The sequence below is a fragment of the Thermosynechococcus sp. HN-54 genome (assembly GCF_023650955.1).
In the GTDB taxonomy this organism is placed as follows: domain Bacteria; phylum Cyanobacteriota; class Cyanobacteriia; order Thermosynechococcales; family Thermosynechococcaceae; genus Thermosynechococcus.
On sequence record NZ_CP098039.1, the window covers coordinates 1,878,477 to 1,893,696 of the forward strand.

Here is a 15,220-nt window from a genome sequence, read left to right on the forward strand (position 1 = left end):
TTCTGGCACTCAGGCATGGAGTTGATCTTTTTTGGGGTTGGCCTGCTGTTGGGTCTAGGGGTTTGGTTTTGGCAGCGCCAGCAGGTTGAGGGATATCTCGAAACCCTTCTTGAACAATATGGGGCGCGCCCCTTCAAATCTTCCCCATGGCTACGGTTACAAACTTTACTCAGGGAACAAGTCAAGCAGTTAGAACGCTGCCAGCAAAAAATGACACGATGGCAAACGCTCCTTGAATACGCCCCCATTGCCTATCTAGAGGTAGATGAAGCCAACTGCGTGGTCTGCTGTAATGAGGCAGCGCGATCGCTCCTTGGTCTAAGGCATGCCGAAGGCCGCCTTTTTTTGGAAGTGGTGCGCTCCTACGAATTGGACTGTCTCATTGAAGAGGTGCGCCAAGAGCAAACGATGCGGGAGCAAGAATGGCTTTATGCCTACCTCACGCCGACGGGGCAAACCAAGCGTAAACCCCTGCGGGCACGGGGACTCTTCCTTGGGGAAGGGCATGTGGGTGTATTTATTGAGGATTGCGAAGAGGTGGTGCGACTGCGGGATGAGCGCGATCGCTGGGCAGCGGATGTCGCCCATGAACTGAAAACCCCCTTGACCTCGCTTCGCCTTGTGACTGAAACCCTCCAACAACGGGTGCCTGAGTCCTTACGGGATTGGGTCGATCGCCTCCTCGAGGAAATTATTCGCCTCAGCCTCTTAGTGCAGGAACTCCTAGAATTAAACCGCCTCAGCCATACCCCTGCCGATAGCCTAGAGCGACACCCCCTCGACCTTGCGCGGCTGATTGAAACTGCTTGGCAAGCCCTCGCTCCCTTGGCTCAAGCCAAAAACATTCAGCACGAGTACACAGGCCCAGAGCAGTTTCCCTACTGCGGCAACGAATCGCAACTGTTTCGGCTCCTCGTGAATCTGTATGACAACAGCATTAAATATGGCCCAGTGGGGGGTCAAGTCATGACGCGGCTGTTGAGCGATCGCGAGGGGGGCTATCTCTGTATCGAAGTCATTGATACCGGCAGTGGTTTTCCACCCAAGGACTTGCCCCATGTGTTTGAGCGGTTTTATCGGGCACAGGCACGGCGACATCGCTTTGTCATTCCCACCGATCCTGAAGGACGGATGCCCCCCGTCGGTAGCGGTAGTGGTTTGGGATTGGCCATTGCCCGTCAAATTGTTGAATGCCATGGCGGCTACATGCAGGCTGCCAATCATCCCGACTATGGGGGAGCGTGGCTGCGGATTTACTTGCCCCTCACTGAGCTATAGTTCCTTGGCCACCCAGCGATCGCGCCCTAGAGTCTTTGCTTCATAGAGGCACTGATCTGCAAGACTCAACAATATGGCTGGACTATGGTCAGGGGTGGGGACGGTTGTTGCAATCCCAAAGCTTGCCGTTAGCTTCGGCCCGACGGTGCTTTTAGCGTGGGTGATATTGGCTTCGGCTAGTGCTGCTTGAATCTTCTCAACAACATGGATGGCTCCCGCTTGATCTGTACTCGGCAAAAGCAAGGCAAACTCTTCCCCCCCAAAGCGCGTCGCCAAATCCCCCGCCCGCCGCAGACGACTTTCTAAAATTTCCGCGACCCGCTTGAGAATTGCATCCCCCTGCAAATGACCGTAGTGATCGTTGTAGGCTTTGAAGCAATCAATGTCCAGCATCACTAAACTCAAAGGCTGTTGCTCCCGTTGACAGCGTCGCCACTCCCTCGGCAGCAATTCATCAAAACAGCGGCGATTGCCAATATCCGTGAGACTGTCAATGTACACCATTTGCTGGAGATTCGCATTGGCCAGCTCCAAGGCCTGATACATCTCCGCCTGTTGTAGTGCCACCGTCAAGGGTTCCGCAATGCGTTGCAGCAAGAACAACTCCTCCCGCTGCCACAGGCGAGGACTGCGACAATGGTGGGCAATCAGGAGTCCCCAGAGGTCGTGGCCTTGCAGCAGAGGCACCACCAGATTCGCCTGAACTTGCAAGCTGAGCAGTAGCTCGCGGTAGCAATCCTGTAGTTGGGCTTGGTTGACATCGCTAATCGTCACCGTGCGCCCTTCGAGAAAGCGTTGTGCTGTCCCTTTACTAAAACAAGGGTCGTGGATCACTTGACCCAAAATCGAGTACTGGGGCAACGTGGTGGCTTCCACTTCCACAATGCCACTGCCATCGGGTAAAAAGCGGTAAATCAGGACGCGATCGCTCAGAAGCAGTTGTTGAATACTCGTTACCGCCCGCTGCAAAATCTCCTCTAAGCGAATGGACTGGCGAATATCCTGAATAATGGTGCTGACAATCATTTCCCGCTCTAGGGAGGTTTTGAGTCGCTCCTCGGTGCGCTGCTGATCTGACACATCTAAGAGGACGCCATGGAGCATTTGACTGTGGGGATCCAGCTGCCCGCGATCGCTCAACCAGCGAAAACAGCCATCGCGATGTTGAATGCGATAAGTCGTGCTGTAGGCGCGCTGTTGCCGAAGCGCCTGCTCAATATCCCGTTCCGCCAAGACCAAATCCGGCGCTGGGATAATCTGGCGCAAGTCGGTTAAATCTTGGGGAAAGTAGCCCGTGAGCTGGTAAATTTGGTCACTGACATAGCTAAATTGCCACAGGCGATCGCGATCGCGCCGATAGATGGCCACGGGCAAATGACTAATGAGGGTGTTATAGCGCTGTTCGCTTTCTGTAATTGCCACCGTAATCGCCTGCTGCCGCGACAGTTGCCAGCGCAGTTCTGCCGTTGCCTTGTTGAGTTCCCGCGTGAGCACCTGAATCACCCCTTGGGCTTCGGCAATATCAATCGCCGCCAAAAGATTACTTTGGGTCACAATGCCCACCATCTGCCCATCGTCGTCCACGACCACAACGCGACGTACTTGATGCTCCTTGAGCAAATGATTCACCTGCCACAAACTTTGCTCTGGATGTACCGTTAAGACCGGCTGGGACATCCTGCTGGCAACCGTGCCGCTAAGAGTGCCGCCATCGTGTTGGAGTGCTTCAAACAGATCTTTCTCAGTGATAATGCCCCACGGACGAACCCCCAAGGAGGTTTTTTCCGGAATCACTAAACTAGTCACGCCCCGTGCTGCCATCAGAGCAGCAGCCTCCTCTAAGGAAGCCTCAGCAGTAATTGTGGCCACATCAGGCACCATCACCTCCGCCACCCGCTTAATCCGCAGCAGATCCACAGGGCGCAAACTCTCACGTAAGGCCTGACGGGTCAGCAGTCCCTCTACTCCCCCTGATGGATTGACTACTGCGAGGGCGTCCACGCCCAATCTACGAAAGTGTCCCAAAACCGCTAGCGGATCATCGAGATCACTGAGGTGCAGACTATAGTCTGGTGGCAGCATAATCTGATCAGCAGTGATTGCCTGCGGCGCATAGCCCTTCCCCAAGGCACGGATCACCTCCCGTTGGGTGATCAATCCCCGAAACTGCCCCTGCTCCTCGACAACAAGGCCAAGCCCTTTATTTTTCTGTAAGCCGTGGAGAATGTCATTGAAGGAACCCCTAGGAGCAATTGAAACAACGTGCGCCTGCACTAAGGTTTGCAAATTTAAGCCTGAACTCAATTGCTCCATACACTGCCTCTCTCAATAGGTAGGATCATTAACTTTAAGGTTTTATTAATAATTTTTTAGAAATAAACATTAAAACTTCGATCAAAGTTGACGAAGTTTACGAAAAGTTGCATTACTGATCTCGTTGACATCCTCCCCCTGCTTTAGCAGGGGGATTCCTAAGCCTCACGACTTAGGTTTCTGTTTCTTCGCGGTTGCCCTTTAGACGTATGCCTATCAGGTCTTACACCCGCTCCACAGACTGCAACCGTGTGTCCCACGGCCAAAATGTTTTGAGCGGCATTCACATCTCGGTCGTGGTGTGCCCCACATTCAGGGCAGTCCCATTCCCGGACGTTCAGCGGCAGCTGCTCAACCACGTGACCACACTTTCCACAGCGTTTAGAACTGGGAAACCATTGGTCAATTTTTACCAGTGTCCGACCATACCACTGGGTTTTATAGTCCAATTGCCGTATCAGTTCACCCCATCCAGCATCGCTGATGGATCGGGCAAGCTGACGGTTCTTGACCATATTTTTCACAGCCAACGACTCGACTACAATCGTTTGGTTTTCACGTACCAATCGAGTCGTCAACTTGTGCAAATGGTCTTTTCTGGAATCAGCGATCTTCTGTTGAATCTTGGCGACTTTCAGCCGCGCCTTATTCCAATTGCGAGAGCCTTTTTGCTTGCGACTCAAAGACTGCTGAGCCTTACGGAGTCGTTTGTAATGGCGGTCAAAGTGCTTGGGGTTGGCGACCTTTTCCCCTGTACTCAGGGTAACGAGACTGCTAAGTCCTGCATCCAAACCAACCGACTGGTTGACGGGTTGCAGTGTCAGGTCTCTGGGGTCGTCAAACCTCAGACTGACATACCACTGTCCAGCGGGGTTAAGCCGGACTGTAACGGTGGATGGCTCAACGCCTTCTGGCAATTGCCTAGACCATCTAATATTCAATGGCTCCAGACACTTTGCCAGAAACAATTTCCCGTCTTTCCACCTGAAAGCAGACTTGGTGAATTCTGCGCTACCACCATGGCGTTTCTTTTTGAAGTTGGGATATTTCGCCCGACCCGCAAAGAAGTTGTTGAAGGCAGATTGCAGATGCCTCAAGGCCTGTTGCAACGGAACAGAGCTAACCTCATTCAAAAACTGGAGGTCATCTTGCTTCTTCCACTCGGTAAGCAAAACAGAGGTTTGGGTGTAATCAATTCTCTCCTGCCGTTCACGCCAAGCTTCTGTTCTCACTGCCAACGCTCGGTTATAAACCAACCGAACACAGCCCAACGTTTTCCGAAGCAGGGATTCCTGCTCGGTCGTCGGGTAGAAGCGGTAACTGAAAGCCTTTTCCATGCCTTAGATTGTAACAGTGAGTGTACTTGGCAGTCTACGACTGCCGCTCCTATCCCTCCCCTTCCTAAAGGAAGGGGTCTCCCGGAGGTAACGATGATCTCCACTGCAGATCAACTTATTCCAATTCTATCTTGAGGGCTAAGTCACAACCTAGGTGGGGCTGACAACCTAGGGGCGGTAGTACATTCCGCTGTGGCAAGAGAAAAGCTAGGATAGGGTATTGAATGCGTCCTATTCGCCCCATGCTATGGATTAGCGAATTACGGTATCAGGAACTGTGCCTGCTGCGGGTGAGTGTGACTGCGGCAGCAATCTTAGGATTGAAGCGATGAATCCCCCTACGTCTAGTCTCATCTGCCCGGAGTGCGGCACGGCAAACGCCATTCACCAAATCGAGTGTTGCCACTGTCAGGTGCCACTCCTAAAGCGCTATTTGTGGGCGATCGGTTCCAGTCTGGATCGCTACAGTGTGGGTGAACTGGTGGGCGATCGCTACCTCATCCAAGGCAAGCACCTTTTATTAGATTTATTGCCGGGGGAGCCAGCCCCAACTGTGGATAACGCTGCTCAGCTTTACCGCCCCTATCTGCGCCTGTTTCCCAAGCGTCCCCATGTCCCGGAATTATTTGGCGCCCTTTCCCTGCCGGAAGGAGAACTGTTGCTCCTTGAGCATGCCCCCGTTAGTTGTATTGATATTGCCAATGCCAAACTTGCCCCCGGTTTGACCCATGCGGCTCCGCTCACCAGCATCTGGGAAAAAGCCAATGTGGTCCGCCGCTTCAATTGGTTATGGCAAATTATTGCCCTTTGGCCAGCGTTGGTTGCAGAAAACGTCGCCCTGACGCTGCTCAATCCACAATTTTTGCGGGCTGAAGGCTCCCTTGTGCGGCTGTTGCAACTGCAAGCCGGCAATAATCCCACCTTGGCTGAACTGGGCAAATTCTGGCAGACCCATTTCAGCTTTGCCGACCAAGGGGAAAACTTCCAGCAGGCCTTTGCGCTCCTGTGTCAACAAATGCAGGAGCAGCCGCAAACAACCCCTGAAGCTATCCGCGAAACCCTAGAGACCCTATTTCAGCAGGCCCTAGACAGCCTTGGCTATGAGTACCACTACGATGTTGCCAGCTGCTCTGACCAAGGCCCTAGTCGCAGTCGCAATGAGGATAAATGTCTGCCCCAGACTAATCTCACTAACCAGTCGCGGGTTCTCGCCTTGGTGTGTGACGGGGTTGGCGGTCATGAAGGGGGAGATGTGGCCTCGGGTTTAGCGATTGAAATCCTAGAGCAAACCCTCAAGCCCCTCAATCTCCTAGAGACAACCCCCGCCACGGTAGAGCAGGCGATTCAAACCGCCATTCGCCGCACGAATGATGCGATCAATCAACGCAATGATACGGAGCAGCGCCACGAACGCCAGCGCATGGGAACCACGGTTGTCGGTGCTCTGATTGAACACGCCCATCTTTACCTTGCCCACATTGGCGATAGCCGCGCCTACTGGATCAACCGCTGGGGCTGCTACCAACTCACCCTCGATGATGATGTGGCCAGCCGCGATGTGCGCTTAGGGATGAGTACCTACCATCAAGCCCTCGAACTCCCCTACGGTGGTTCCTTGGTGCAAGCTTTGGGGATGGCACCCTCCCAGCATCTGCACCCCACAGTTGAGCGCTTTTTGCTGGATGAAGAGGGGATTCTTTTGTTGTGTTCCGATGGTCTTAGTGACTTTAATCGTGTCGAAACCTACTGGCCACAGTACCTCCTGCCTGTGCTCCAAGGTCAGCTTGCCCTCACTGCTGCGGCTAAACAACTGATTGATCTTGCCAATCGCCTCAATGGCCATGACAACGTGACGGTGGTGCTCATTCACTGTCGGGTGAAGAACGCATCGGGTATCATTGACTTGGACTACAGCGATATTGTCTGTCAAGGGGAGTTGCCAGAGGTGACAGACATTACAATGAGCTATGCCCCCCCACCCGAGCCACCGGATCTCGACCTAACAGTTTCCCAGATTGTGGAACCCCCTCAACCCCAACCCAAACCACAGCCAACCCAAAGGTCTCGTTCCCAAGCGTGGCTGCTACTGCTGATTGCCGTGGGCGTTGCCACCGCTGCCCTTGGCTTTTTGGCTGTGATGACTTCTATGAATCGCTCTGTGGTAGAGCCATCCCCCTCACCGTTGACCCCACCCCAATAATGCCGAGTCCTGACGATTTTTCCCTCGACGCCTACGACTATCACCTGCCCCCGGAACGGATTGCCCAACATCCCGTTTCTCCCCGCGATCATTCCCGCCTGATGGTAGTGGCACGGGACACCGCTACAGATTACTACTTCTATGAGCTACCGCAACTGCTGCAACCGGGAGATTTGCTGGTGCTCAATGATACACGGGTGATTCCGGCGCGGCTGATCGGTCAAAAAGTGGGTGGCTCTGGCCGCACCGTTGAGGTGTTTCTCCTCGAAGAGTTGAGCGATCGCCAGTGGCTAGGCCTTGTGAAACCGGGACGTAAATTGCGCCCTGGAGCTGTGATTCAAATTGGTTCCCTCCGAGCAACGGTACAGGCCATTGATGCCGCCACACGGGGACGGGTGATTGAATTCGACCTGCCGCCGGGCGATCGCCTGTGGCCATATCTCGATCAACTAGGCGAAGTGCCCTTACCTCCCTACATTGACAATCCGATTGAGGATACTGAGCAATACCAAACCGTCTATGCCCGCCGTCCCGGTGCCGTGGCTGCGCCAACCGCTGGCTTGCACTTTACCCCCGAACTCTTTAGTAAGCTGGCCTATCGCGGCATTGATCACTGTTTTCTGACGCTCCATGTGGGCATTGGCACCTTTCGTCCGGTTGAGGCCAGCGATATTCGCCATCACCATCTCCACGAAGAATGGATTGAGGTACCCGCTGATACCGTCGAGCGGATTCAGGCCGCCAAAGCTGCCGGCGGACGGATTATTGCCGTCGGCACCACCGTTATTCGCTCCCTAGAGACCGCTGCCCAATCAGGCACCCTTCAGCCCTTTTGTGGCAAGAGTGATCTCTATATCTATCCGGGGTATCAGCCCAAGATTGTCGAGGGCTTCATTACCAACTTTCATCTGCCTCGCTCCAGCTTGATGATGCTCGTGAGTGCCTTTATTGGCCGCGAACGGCTACTTCAGCTGTATCAACAGGCCATCGATCGCCAGTACCGCTTCTATTCCTTTGGCGATGCCATGCTAATTTTGCCTAGCGCTTGCCACAATGCTGTTTGAGTGTGCTATCTTAAGGCCAGCTGTTTTGCAAATTACCGTTCAGGGAGATGGAGGTGATGCCCATGGCAGATAGTAGTAAACGCTTGGGTTGTCGTTTTGGAGTCGCTCAACTCTAGGGAAGAGTTGTTCTCCATCTGTTGATTTTGAGTCAGCAACTAGGGGGCTGCTTCTCCTAGCAGTTGATTCCAACGATAGCCACCAGACCGCTCCTGAGGCCTTCCTTGGGGGCGGATGGCTTTTTAAGGGTATTTTAGTGTGTCTTAAGCAATAATGTAGTTTTGTGACTAGCCATTAAAAAACATTTCAGATGCTGGGTTGCCAATGGGACAGCGATCTATAGTGGGGGCAACCGGAACGTCGCCATTGTTGGCCAAAGAAGACAAATTGAGAGTGAACAGCGACTAATAATGGTGGACTCTGGAACTGTTGCGTTCTGAGAGCAGCTATGGCCGTTCAGAGTTTACCCCGGAAAACGCGGCAGAGAACCCCGCCATTGCGCCCGATTAGTGGCCCAAAGCTACTTCTGGTGGTGCTGTTGAACCTATCCGTTGCGGGCTATGTTTTTTGGGCTTATCGTACCGCTTATCAGAATCAGCTGCCCACCCAACGGAATCCCATTTTCCAAAACCTGCGTTCCCGCTAGACTTGCCCTTGGCAGATTGCGACGATAGAATGAGGGGTTGCTGTCTTTTTTTTCAACGGGCATGAAATCCTACCTCGCTGCCGCAGTGCAAATGACGAGTCAGCTGAATCTTGAGGCAAATTTGGCTCAAGCAGAAGAATTGATTGAATTGGCAGTGAGACGGGGGGCAGAACTCGTTGGGTTGCCAGAAAATTTTTCCTTTCTTGGCGATGATCAGGAAAAGGTGGCTCAGGCGGCAACAATCGCGGAGCGGACTGAGGCCTTTTTGAAACGCATGGCGCAGCGATTTCAGATTACCTTGGTGGGGGGGGGCTACCCGGTACCGGCAACTGAAGGCAAAGTCTATAACACAGCGGTACTCATTGGCCCCAACGGAGAAGAATTGAGCCGTTACCAAAAGGTGCATTTGTTTGATGTCGATTTGCCCGATGGCAATATCTACCACGAATCGGGCACAGTGCTCGCGGGACGGCAATTGCCCTCTGTCTATCCCAGTAAGGAACTGGGGAATATCGGCTTGTCGGTGTGCTATGATGTCCGCTTTCCAGAACTTTACCGCGCGCTCTCCCAAGCGGGGGCAACGGTGCTGTTTGTGCCGGCGGCCTTTACCGCCTTCACGGGTAAGGATCACTGGCAAGTTCTTCTCCAGGCACGGGCGATTGAAAATACCTGCTACGTGATTGCGCCAGCGCAGACGGGAATTCACTATGCACGGCGGCAAACCCACGGCCATGCGCTGATTGTCGATCCTTGGGGCACCATTCTGGCGGATGCGGGCGATCGCCCTGGCCTCGCCATTGCAGCCATTGAACCTAGTCGCCTTGAGCAAGTACGCCAGCAGATGCCCTGCCTGCAACATCGCGTCTTTTTCTAGGTTTTGGGCAAATTCTGAAATAAATCGTAACACTGCATACCGCAGGGGGAAGTGTCCTACGCTATCGTAGAACCATCGGTGAATCCTTGCCCCCACTCCAAACCCACTAGGAGAGTATCTATGGATAGCGTTACGGTTCCTAACCCACAAGCCTCCGCCGAGGTTTGGAACTCCCTGAAGTGGGCGATCGCTCACAGTTCAGGTTTTCAGCGTTGGTTGAGCGAAAAGCAAGCTAGTGTTGTCGTTGAGCAGCCGACCGATCTCGACGCCTGTGTGACAGCTTACTTACGTCAAGCGCTAGAGACCCTTGCCTATTAGAATTTGGTGAGAATCGTAAGCTTTGCCCCTATACTAGGAGCATTCTGACTCCTTAGGTCACCAAACTCGCCCCATGACTCATGCGTCTGGGGATTTTCTATTTATTTTCTAGCCACAATCAGCGATCGCGACCGAGGCTCAAGGATCCCGTTGGCTATAGTGGAAAGTGCTAACCCACAACAGACCTATGATTGAAGGCCCGTGGATCCATAAGTTTATTGTCTCTAATGGGATTCGTCTCCACTACGTCACCCAAGGGGAAGGGGAGTTGGTGCTGCTGCTCCATGGCTTTCCGGAGTTTTGGTACTCTTGGCGACACCAGATTCCCGTCTTAGCTGAAAAGCACAAAGTCGTTGCCCTAGATTTGCGCGGCTATAATCTCAGTGATAAGCCCCAAGATGCTGCCAGCTATGTTCTCGACGAGTTAATTCTCGATATTGTTGGTGTGATTGATGGTCTTGGCTATCGTCGCTGTCATTTGGTGGGGCAGGATTGGGGGGGCATGGTGGCTTGGGGGGTGGCCTATGCAGTGCCAGAGCGGATTCAAACCTTGAGTATCTTGGCCTGTCCCCATCCTGCCAAGTTTCAACAGTTGAGTTTTGAGCAATGGTTGCGCAGTAGCTATATGCTGCTGTTTCAACTGCCATGGCTGCCGGAGGGACTCTTGGAGTGGGGAGGCTATGGGGCGATCGCCCAAATCTTTCGCTGGGCAGCGGTGAACCAACAGGCGATTCGGCCGGTGGACATTGCTCGCTATCAGGATGCCGCCGCCCAACGGGGTGCCCTCTCCGGAATGCTCAACTACTACCGTGCCGGGTTGCAAAGCCTCTGGAGTCGGGAGTGGGGTGTGCTAGAGGTACCGACGCTGATGCTCTGGGGGCGGCAAGACCCTACCTTGGGCATTGAACTCACCTACGGCACTGAAGCCTTCGTCAGGGAACTGAAAATTGAATACTTGGACTACTGTGGCCACTTCGTGCAGCAGGAGCAACCCGACTTGGTGAATCAGTATTTGCTAGAGTGGCTAGAGACTGTCTCGGCTCCTCTAAATTAGCCGCCGCAATTCCGTCACTTGGTCGGCGATCGCCAGCAGCGATTCCGGCATTTCAGGCCCCGTCAAGATCACATCGAGGGTTCGCGGACGCTTTTCCAAAAAGTTCAATACCTCCGCTTCACTCAACACCCCCAGTTGAATGGCCACACTCACCTCATCTAAGACCACCAAGCGATGCTGTCCCCCTTGCACCGTGGTTTGCAGATGCTGCCACAGCTCACGCACCGCCGCCTTTTCTTGAGGAGTCAAGGTGTCCGTTTCGCCTAGACAGCGCTGGAGTGCTGGTCGCCACCACGTTAGATGCTGTCCCAACTGAATCGGGTGTTCAATCCCCGTTTGAATTCCCCCCTTGAGCAATTGCACAATGATGACGCCGCTCCCTTGGGCAGCTACCCGCAACGCCTGCACCATGACTGTTGTGAAAAAGTGCCGCTGCCGACAGGTAAACACCTGCACCACTCCCTCAATGCCATAGCTGAGGGGTAATTCTGCCTCAGAAACGGAAACCGTGAGTTGCGCCACCATCGTGTTCCTGTCCAGTCAAAAGGGGAAGCTTGCCACTAGCCGTTATACATCTAGTGTAGTACGCCATAATTTAACCCTAGTGAACACTAGATATACGTAGCCGTCAAGGGGTCAGAGAATCAGTTATCTTAAGAAAATGTGACTGTTACTGAGGATGCACCCATGCCAGCGACACAGGCCCTTGATGCTGAGGCGCTTTTTCGCGCTGCCTACGAAAATCGTTACACATGGGATGAGAATTTTCCTGGCTTTACGGCCAGGGTCACGCTCATGGAGGGCGATCGCACGTACCAAGGGCAGGTGAAAGTCGGCCGCGACTACAGCGTTGAGGTAAGTGGGATAGAAGACGAACAAGTCCGTGAATCCCTCTACAATCAATTACGGGATGTAATTGTTCACCGCAAGCGCAACCGTTTTGAAGCTGCCCACGGCAAAAACACCTTCCAAACTGGAGAAACGGATGCCAGTGGGGCAGTGGAGATCCTCGTCAGTGGCGACGCCATGGGATCGAACTACAAAGTACGGGACAATCAAATTGTCTATGTCAGCCGTGTCATGGGGCGGGTTGCCTTTGCCATTACCCATCGTGAAGCCCTCGATACGGGATCGGGCTACATTTCCACCAACTATGTGGCTGTCTTCCGTAACCCGCAAACGAACGAAGTGCTGCGGCAAATGGAGTTTGAGGACACCTATGTGCCGGTGGGCAATTATTACCTGATGAGTCGGCAGGTGGTGCATACCCATGAAAATGGCCAAACCAGCACCGCGGAAATCCGTTTTGATAACCTGCACCTTTTAGCCGACTAAGCGTGGAAATCACATTTCTAGGCACCAGTTCGGGGGTACCCACACGCACACGCAATGTTTCCAGTGTTGCTTTGCGACTGCCCCAACGCAAGGAAATTTGGCTCTTTGACTGCGGTGAGGCCACCCAGCACCAATTGCTGCGCAGCGACTTGCGCACGAGTCAGATTCGCCGCATTTTCATTACCCATATGCACGGCGATCACATTTTTGGGCTGATGGGCTTACTCGCCAGTTGTGGTCTTGCGGGAACCGTGACTCAAATTGATGTCTATGGCCCGCCAACACTGGATCGCTATATTGCCAGTTGTTTGCGCTGGTCGGTGATGCGGCTTCCCTACAAGTTGCAGGTGCATACGGTTGAGCCGGGGGAAGTCTTTAGCGATGGCGAGTTTACGGTAACCTGTCGGCTGCTGCATCATCGAGTGCCTGCCTTTGGCTACCGTGTCACCGAGAGCGATCGCCCAGGTCGCTTTCATGTGGAAAAAGCCCAAGCCCTGGGGATTCCCTTTGGCCCTCTGTATGGCCAACTCAAGCAGGGAAAAACGATCACTTTAGAGGATGGCCGCACCTTCGATGGTCGAGACTTCTGCGATCCGCCCCAACGGGGGCGCAGCATGGTCTATTGTACCGATACCCTCTTTTGTGACAGTGCAGTTGAATTGGCTCAGCAAGCGGATGTCCTCATCCACGAGGCCACGTTTTCCCATCAGGAGGCAGATCTGGCCTTTGCACGACTTCACTCCACCTCAACAATGGCAGCTCAGGTGGCGGCCTTTGCCCAAGTGAAATTGCTTTTCCTCACCCACTTTAGTGCCCGCTATGCCCCCGGCAACCCTATACAAGTGGAGGATCTGCTGGCAGAGGCGCAAGCCATTTTCCCCAATACCCGCCTAGCGCGTGATTTTCTCCACTACGAGATTCCCCGTGAGGGGAGTGTTCCTGAGGAGCTGCCTCCGAGTCAGCACGCGAGTCTCGATAGTGCTAAAACCGTGGATCACCCTGAGGCGCAAACAGGGGCTGCTGTCCAGAAAAATGCCCCCGCGATCGCCATCAACCGTGCCACTCGCCAGCAGATGCAACAGAAACTAGGAATTGACGCTGCTACAGCCAATGCCATTTTAGAGCGGCGGCGGCAGCAAAAGTTTACCTGCCTAGAGGAACTCGAACGCCTGTATCCGCAGGTGGCATGGAACACGCTCAACGTGCACTTCTAAAGTTCTCAAGATTGATTCTTTTGAGTCTCAAATAGAAACTTGTGACTGAGATCAACGTCTTGTTGTGCTGTTGATCACAGTTAAGCTTTGTGAAGCACTGGCATAGTTGAGACCATACCACCCAATTTTGAGGGGACTCATGTATGACGCTGCTAGAACTGATCCGACGTATTCAGGCGACCCGGATTGTGACCCCTGCTCAAGAGCGACAAATCAATGAATTGTTGTGGCAGCGTTCCCTGAGTGCAACTGAATATCAAGCCATGCAGGAGCTAGTAACGGCAATTATTGCGGGAGACATTCAAGTTATTTCCCAAATTCAACGGTTTGGCAGCAAAAAGAAGCTAGGGAATAATCGGCTACAATTGGTCTAGGGAATTGACCATCCCGCCGTTGGTTTTTGGGAGCGGCGTCTGCCCATGCAACTGTATTTTGACTATGGTGCGACGACCCCCTGTCGAGGGGAGGCTATTGCGGCCATGGTAGCGGCCTATGAACAGCAGTGGGGCAATCCATCGAGCATTCACGAGTGGGGGCAGCGTTCGGCGATCGCCCTCGAACAAGCGCGGGTGCAGGTGGCAGGCCTGATTCATGCCCAAGCGGATGAGATTATTTTTACCTCCGGCGGCACCGAAGCAGACAATTTGGCGCTGTGGGGCGTCTGTCAGCGCTATCGCCAACCCCAACATTTGATTATTTCGGCAGTCGAGCATTCTGCGGTGGCCAAACCGGCTGCGGCTCTTGAAGCCCAAGGCTGGCAAGTGACCCGTTTAGCGGTGAATCACTGGGGGGAGGTGGAACCGGCTCAATTGCGGCAAGCCCTCCAACCAAATACCGTCCTCGTCTCTATCATCTACGGGCAAAGTGAGGTGGGCACGCTCCAACCCATTGCCGAGCTAGCTGCTATTTGCCAAGAGGCAGGGGTGCTTTTCCATACGGATGCAGTGCAGGTGGCAGGACGGGTTTCCCTTGATGTACGACGGTTGGGGGTGGATTTACTGTCGCTGTCCAGTCATAAAATTTATGGCCCCCAAGGGGCAGGGGCGCTCTATGTGCGATCGGGGGTGTCCTTGGAACCGCTCTTGCGCGGGGGCGGACAGGAACTGGGTTTGAGATCTGGAACGCAAGCGGTGCCGACACTGGTGGGGTTTGGGGTGGCAGCGGAATGGGCTGCGACTGAGCTTGAGACAGAACCAATGCGCCTTGCCCAACTGCGCGATCGCCTGTGGCAGCAGTTGCAGGATCACCCTCAAGTGGAACGCACCGGACATCCATGGCAGCGCCTGCCCCATCATCTGAGTTTGATTGTGCGCGATCGCCACGGCCGACCGTTGAATAGCAAAACATTGGTGCGGCAACTGAACCTTGCCGGCATTGGCATTAGTGCGGGTTCCGCCTGTCAAAGTGGTCAAACACAACCGAGTCCCACGCTTTTGGCCATGGGCTACGATCCTGAAACCGCTAAGGCAGGAATTCGGATTACGTTAGGGCGAGAGACGACGGCTGCCGATGTCGACTGGTTGGCCATGGTACTGCGGCAATATCTCGCAGAGGCGATCGCCCCCCCCTTAGCAGTATCTCTTTCCTAAG

At 53.8% G+C, this 15,220-nt stretch carries 13 protein-coding genes; 10 read left to right on the forward strand and 3 right to left on the reverse strand.

The genetic code is table 11. The features are described from left to right. Window positions 1-15: 15 nt before the first annotated feature. Window positions 16-1,278, forward strand: coding sequence for a cell wall metabolism sensor histidine kinase WalK (locus NBE99_RS09080; protein ID WP_250681770.1), 1,263 nt, complete (start codon window positions 16-18; stop codon window positions 1,276-1,278). Here NBE99_RS09080 and NBE99_RS09085 read toward each other — a convergent pair. Both NBE99_RS09085 and NBE99_RS09090 read right to left on the reverse strand, forming a co-directional pair. Beyond that, window positions 1,273-3,591, reverse strand: coding sequence for a diguanylate cyclase domain-containing protein (locus NBE99_RS09085; protein ID WP_250681771.1), 2,319 nt, complete (start codon window positions 3,589-3,591; stop codon window positions 1,273-1,275). The genes NBE99_RS09080 and NBE99_RS09085 overlap by 6 nt on opposite strands. Window positions 3,592-3,749: 158 nt before the next feature. Next, complete coding sequence (locus tag NBE99_RS09090) at window positions 3,750-4,928, reverse strand: transposase (protein ID WP_250681772.1); 1,179 nt, start codon at window positions 4,926-4,928, stop codon at window positions 3,750-3,752. Window positions 4,929-5,256: 328 nt separating this feature from the next. Between NBE99_RS09090 and NBE99_RS09095 the strand changes: the two genes are divergently transcribed. From NBE99_RS09095 to NBE99_RS09115, 5 genes are all read left to right on the forward strand, one after another. Then, complete coding sequence (locus NBE99_RS09095) at window positions 5,257-7,128, forward strand: PP2C family serine/threonine-protein phosphatase (RefSeq protein WP_250681773.1); 1,872 nt, start codon at window positions 5,257-5,259, stop codon at window positions 7,126-7,128. Beyond that, window positions 7,128-8,192 carry a tRNA preQ1(34) S-adenosylmethionine ribosyltransferase-isomerase QueA gene (gene queA, locus NBE99_RS09100; protein ID WP_250681774.1) on the forward strand — a complete coding sequence of 355 codons (1,065 nt, stop codon included), beginning with the start codon at window positions 7,128-7,130 and terminating at the stop codon, window positions 8,190-8,192. The genes NBE99_RS09095 and queA overlap by 1 nt, the downstream gene beginning before the upstream one ends. A gap of 704 nt (window positions 8,193-8,896) precedes the next feature. Continuing rightward, entirely contained in the window at window positions 8,897-9,709 is an 813-nt protein-coding gene (locus NBE99_RS09105; protein ID WP_250681775.1) for a carbon-nitrogen hydrolase family protein, read from the forward strand. A 120-nt stretch (window positions 9,710-9,829) separates the two neighbouring features. Then, window positions 9,830-10,027: a hypothetical protein gene (locus NBE99_RS09110; RefSeq protein WP_250681776.1), complete on the forward strand. Its 198-nt coding sequence runs from the start codon at window positions 9,830-9,832 to the stop codon at window positions 10,025-10,027. Between the two features lie 187 nt (window positions 10,028-10,214). Further along, on the forward strand, window positions 10,215-11,081 hold the full coding sequence (locus NBE99_RS09115; protein WP_250681777.1) for an alpha/beta fold hydrolase: 867 nt from the start codon (window positions 10,215-10,217) through the stop codon (window positions 11,079-11,081). Here NBE99_RS09115 and NBE99_RS09120 read toward each other — a convergent pair. Then, on the reverse strand, window positions 11,073-11,606 hold the full coding sequence (locus NBE99_RS09120) for a P-loop NTPase family protein (protein ID WP_250681778.1): 534 nt from the start codon (window positions 11,604-11,606) through the stop codon (window positions 11,073-11,075). The genes NBE99_RS09115 and NBE99_RS09120 overlap by 9 nt on opposite strands. A 162-nt stretch (window positions 11,607-11,768) precedes the next feature. On the opposite strand from NBE99_RS09120, the gene NBE99_RS09125 reads away from it, so the two are divergent. From NBE99_RS09125 to NBE99_RS09140, 4 genes are all read left to right on the forward strand, one after another. Next, on the forward strand, window positions 11,769-12,416 hold the full coding sequence (locus NBE99_RS09125; protein ID WP_250681779.1) for a DUF3386 domain-containing protein: 648 nt from the start codon (window positions 11,769-11,771) through the stop codon (window positions 12,414-12,416). A 2-nt stretch (window positions 12,417-12,418) separates the two neighbouring features. Next, window positions 12,419-13,630: a ribonuclease Z gene (rnz, locus tag NBE99_RS09130; protein ID WP_315897263.1), complete on the forward strand. Its 1,212-nt coding sequence runs from the start codon at window positions 12,419-12,421 to the stop codon at window positions 13,628-13,630. Between the two features lie 143 nt (window positions 13,631-13,773). Then, on the forward strand, window positions 13,774-14,004 hold the full coding sequence (locus NBE99_RS09135; RefSeq protein ID WP_250681780.1) for a hypothetical protein: 231 nt from the start codon (window positions 13,774-13,776) through the stop codon (window positions 14,002-14,004). Window positions 14,005-14,049: 45 nt separating this feature from the next. After that, the gene (locus NBE99_RS09140) at window positions 14,050-15,219 is read left to right on the forward strand and encodes a cysteine desulfurase family protein (RefSeq protein ID WP_250681781.1); all 1,170 of its coding nucleotides are present in this window, start codon (window positions 14,050-14,052) and stop codon (window positions 15,217-15,219) included. Window position 15,220 lies beyond the last annotated feature (1 nt).

What these genes read in the sequence shown, in the direction of transcription:
- NBE99_RS09080 (WP_250681770.1), top strand. Translation starts at nt 16, where the DNA reads ATGGAGTTGATCTTTTTTGGGGTTGGCCTGCTGTTGGGTCTAGGGGTT.
- NBE99_RS09085 (WP_250681771.1), bottom strand. Translation starts at nt 3,591, where the DNA reads ATGGAGCAATTGAGTTCAGGCTTAAATTTGCAAACCTTAGTGCAGGCG.
- NBE99_RS09090 (WP_250681772.1), bottom strand. Translation starts at nt 4,928, where the DNA reads ATGGAAAAGGCTTTCAGTTACCGCTTCTACCCGACGACCGAGCAGGAA.
- NBE99_RS09095 (WP_250681773.1), top strand. Translation starts at nt 5,257, where the DNA reads ATGAATCCCCCTACGTCTAGTCTCATCTGCCCGGAGTGCGGCACGGCA.
- queA (WP_250681774.1), top strand. Translation starts at nt 7,128, where the DNA reads ATGCCGAGTCCTGACGATTTTTCCCTCGACGCCTACGACTATCACCTG.
- NBE99_RS09105 (WP_250681775.1), top strand. Translation starts at nt 8,897, where the DNA reads ATGAAATCCTACCTCGCTGCCGCAGTGCAAATGACGAGTCAGCTGAAT.
- NBE99_RS09110 (WP_250681776.1), top strand. Translation starts at nt 9,830, where the DNA reads ATGGATAGCGTTACGGTTCCTAACCCACAAGCCTCCGCCGAGGTTTGG.
- NBE99_RS09115 (WP_250681777.1), top strand. Translation starts at nt 10,215, where the DNA reads ATGATTGAAGGCCCGTGGATCCATAAGTTTATTGTCTCTAATGGGATT.
- NBE99_RS09120 (WP_250681778.1), bottom strand. Translation starts at nt 11,606, where the DNA reads ATGGTGGCGCAACTCACGGTTTCCGTTTCTGAGGCAGAATTACCCCTC.
- NBE99_RS09125 (WP_250681779.1), top strand. Translation starts at nt 11,769, where the DNA reads ATGCCAGCGACACAGGCCCTTGATGCTGAGGCGCTTTTTCGCGCTGCC.
- NBE99_RS09135 (WP_250681780.1), top strand. Translation starts at nt 13,774, where the DNA reads ATGACGCTGCTAGAACTGATCCGACGTATTCAGGCGACCCGGATTGTG.
- NBE99_RS09140 (WP_250681781.1), top strand. Translation starts at nt 14,050, where the DNA reads ATGCAACTGTATTTTGACTATGGTGCGACGACCCCCTGTCGAGGGGAG.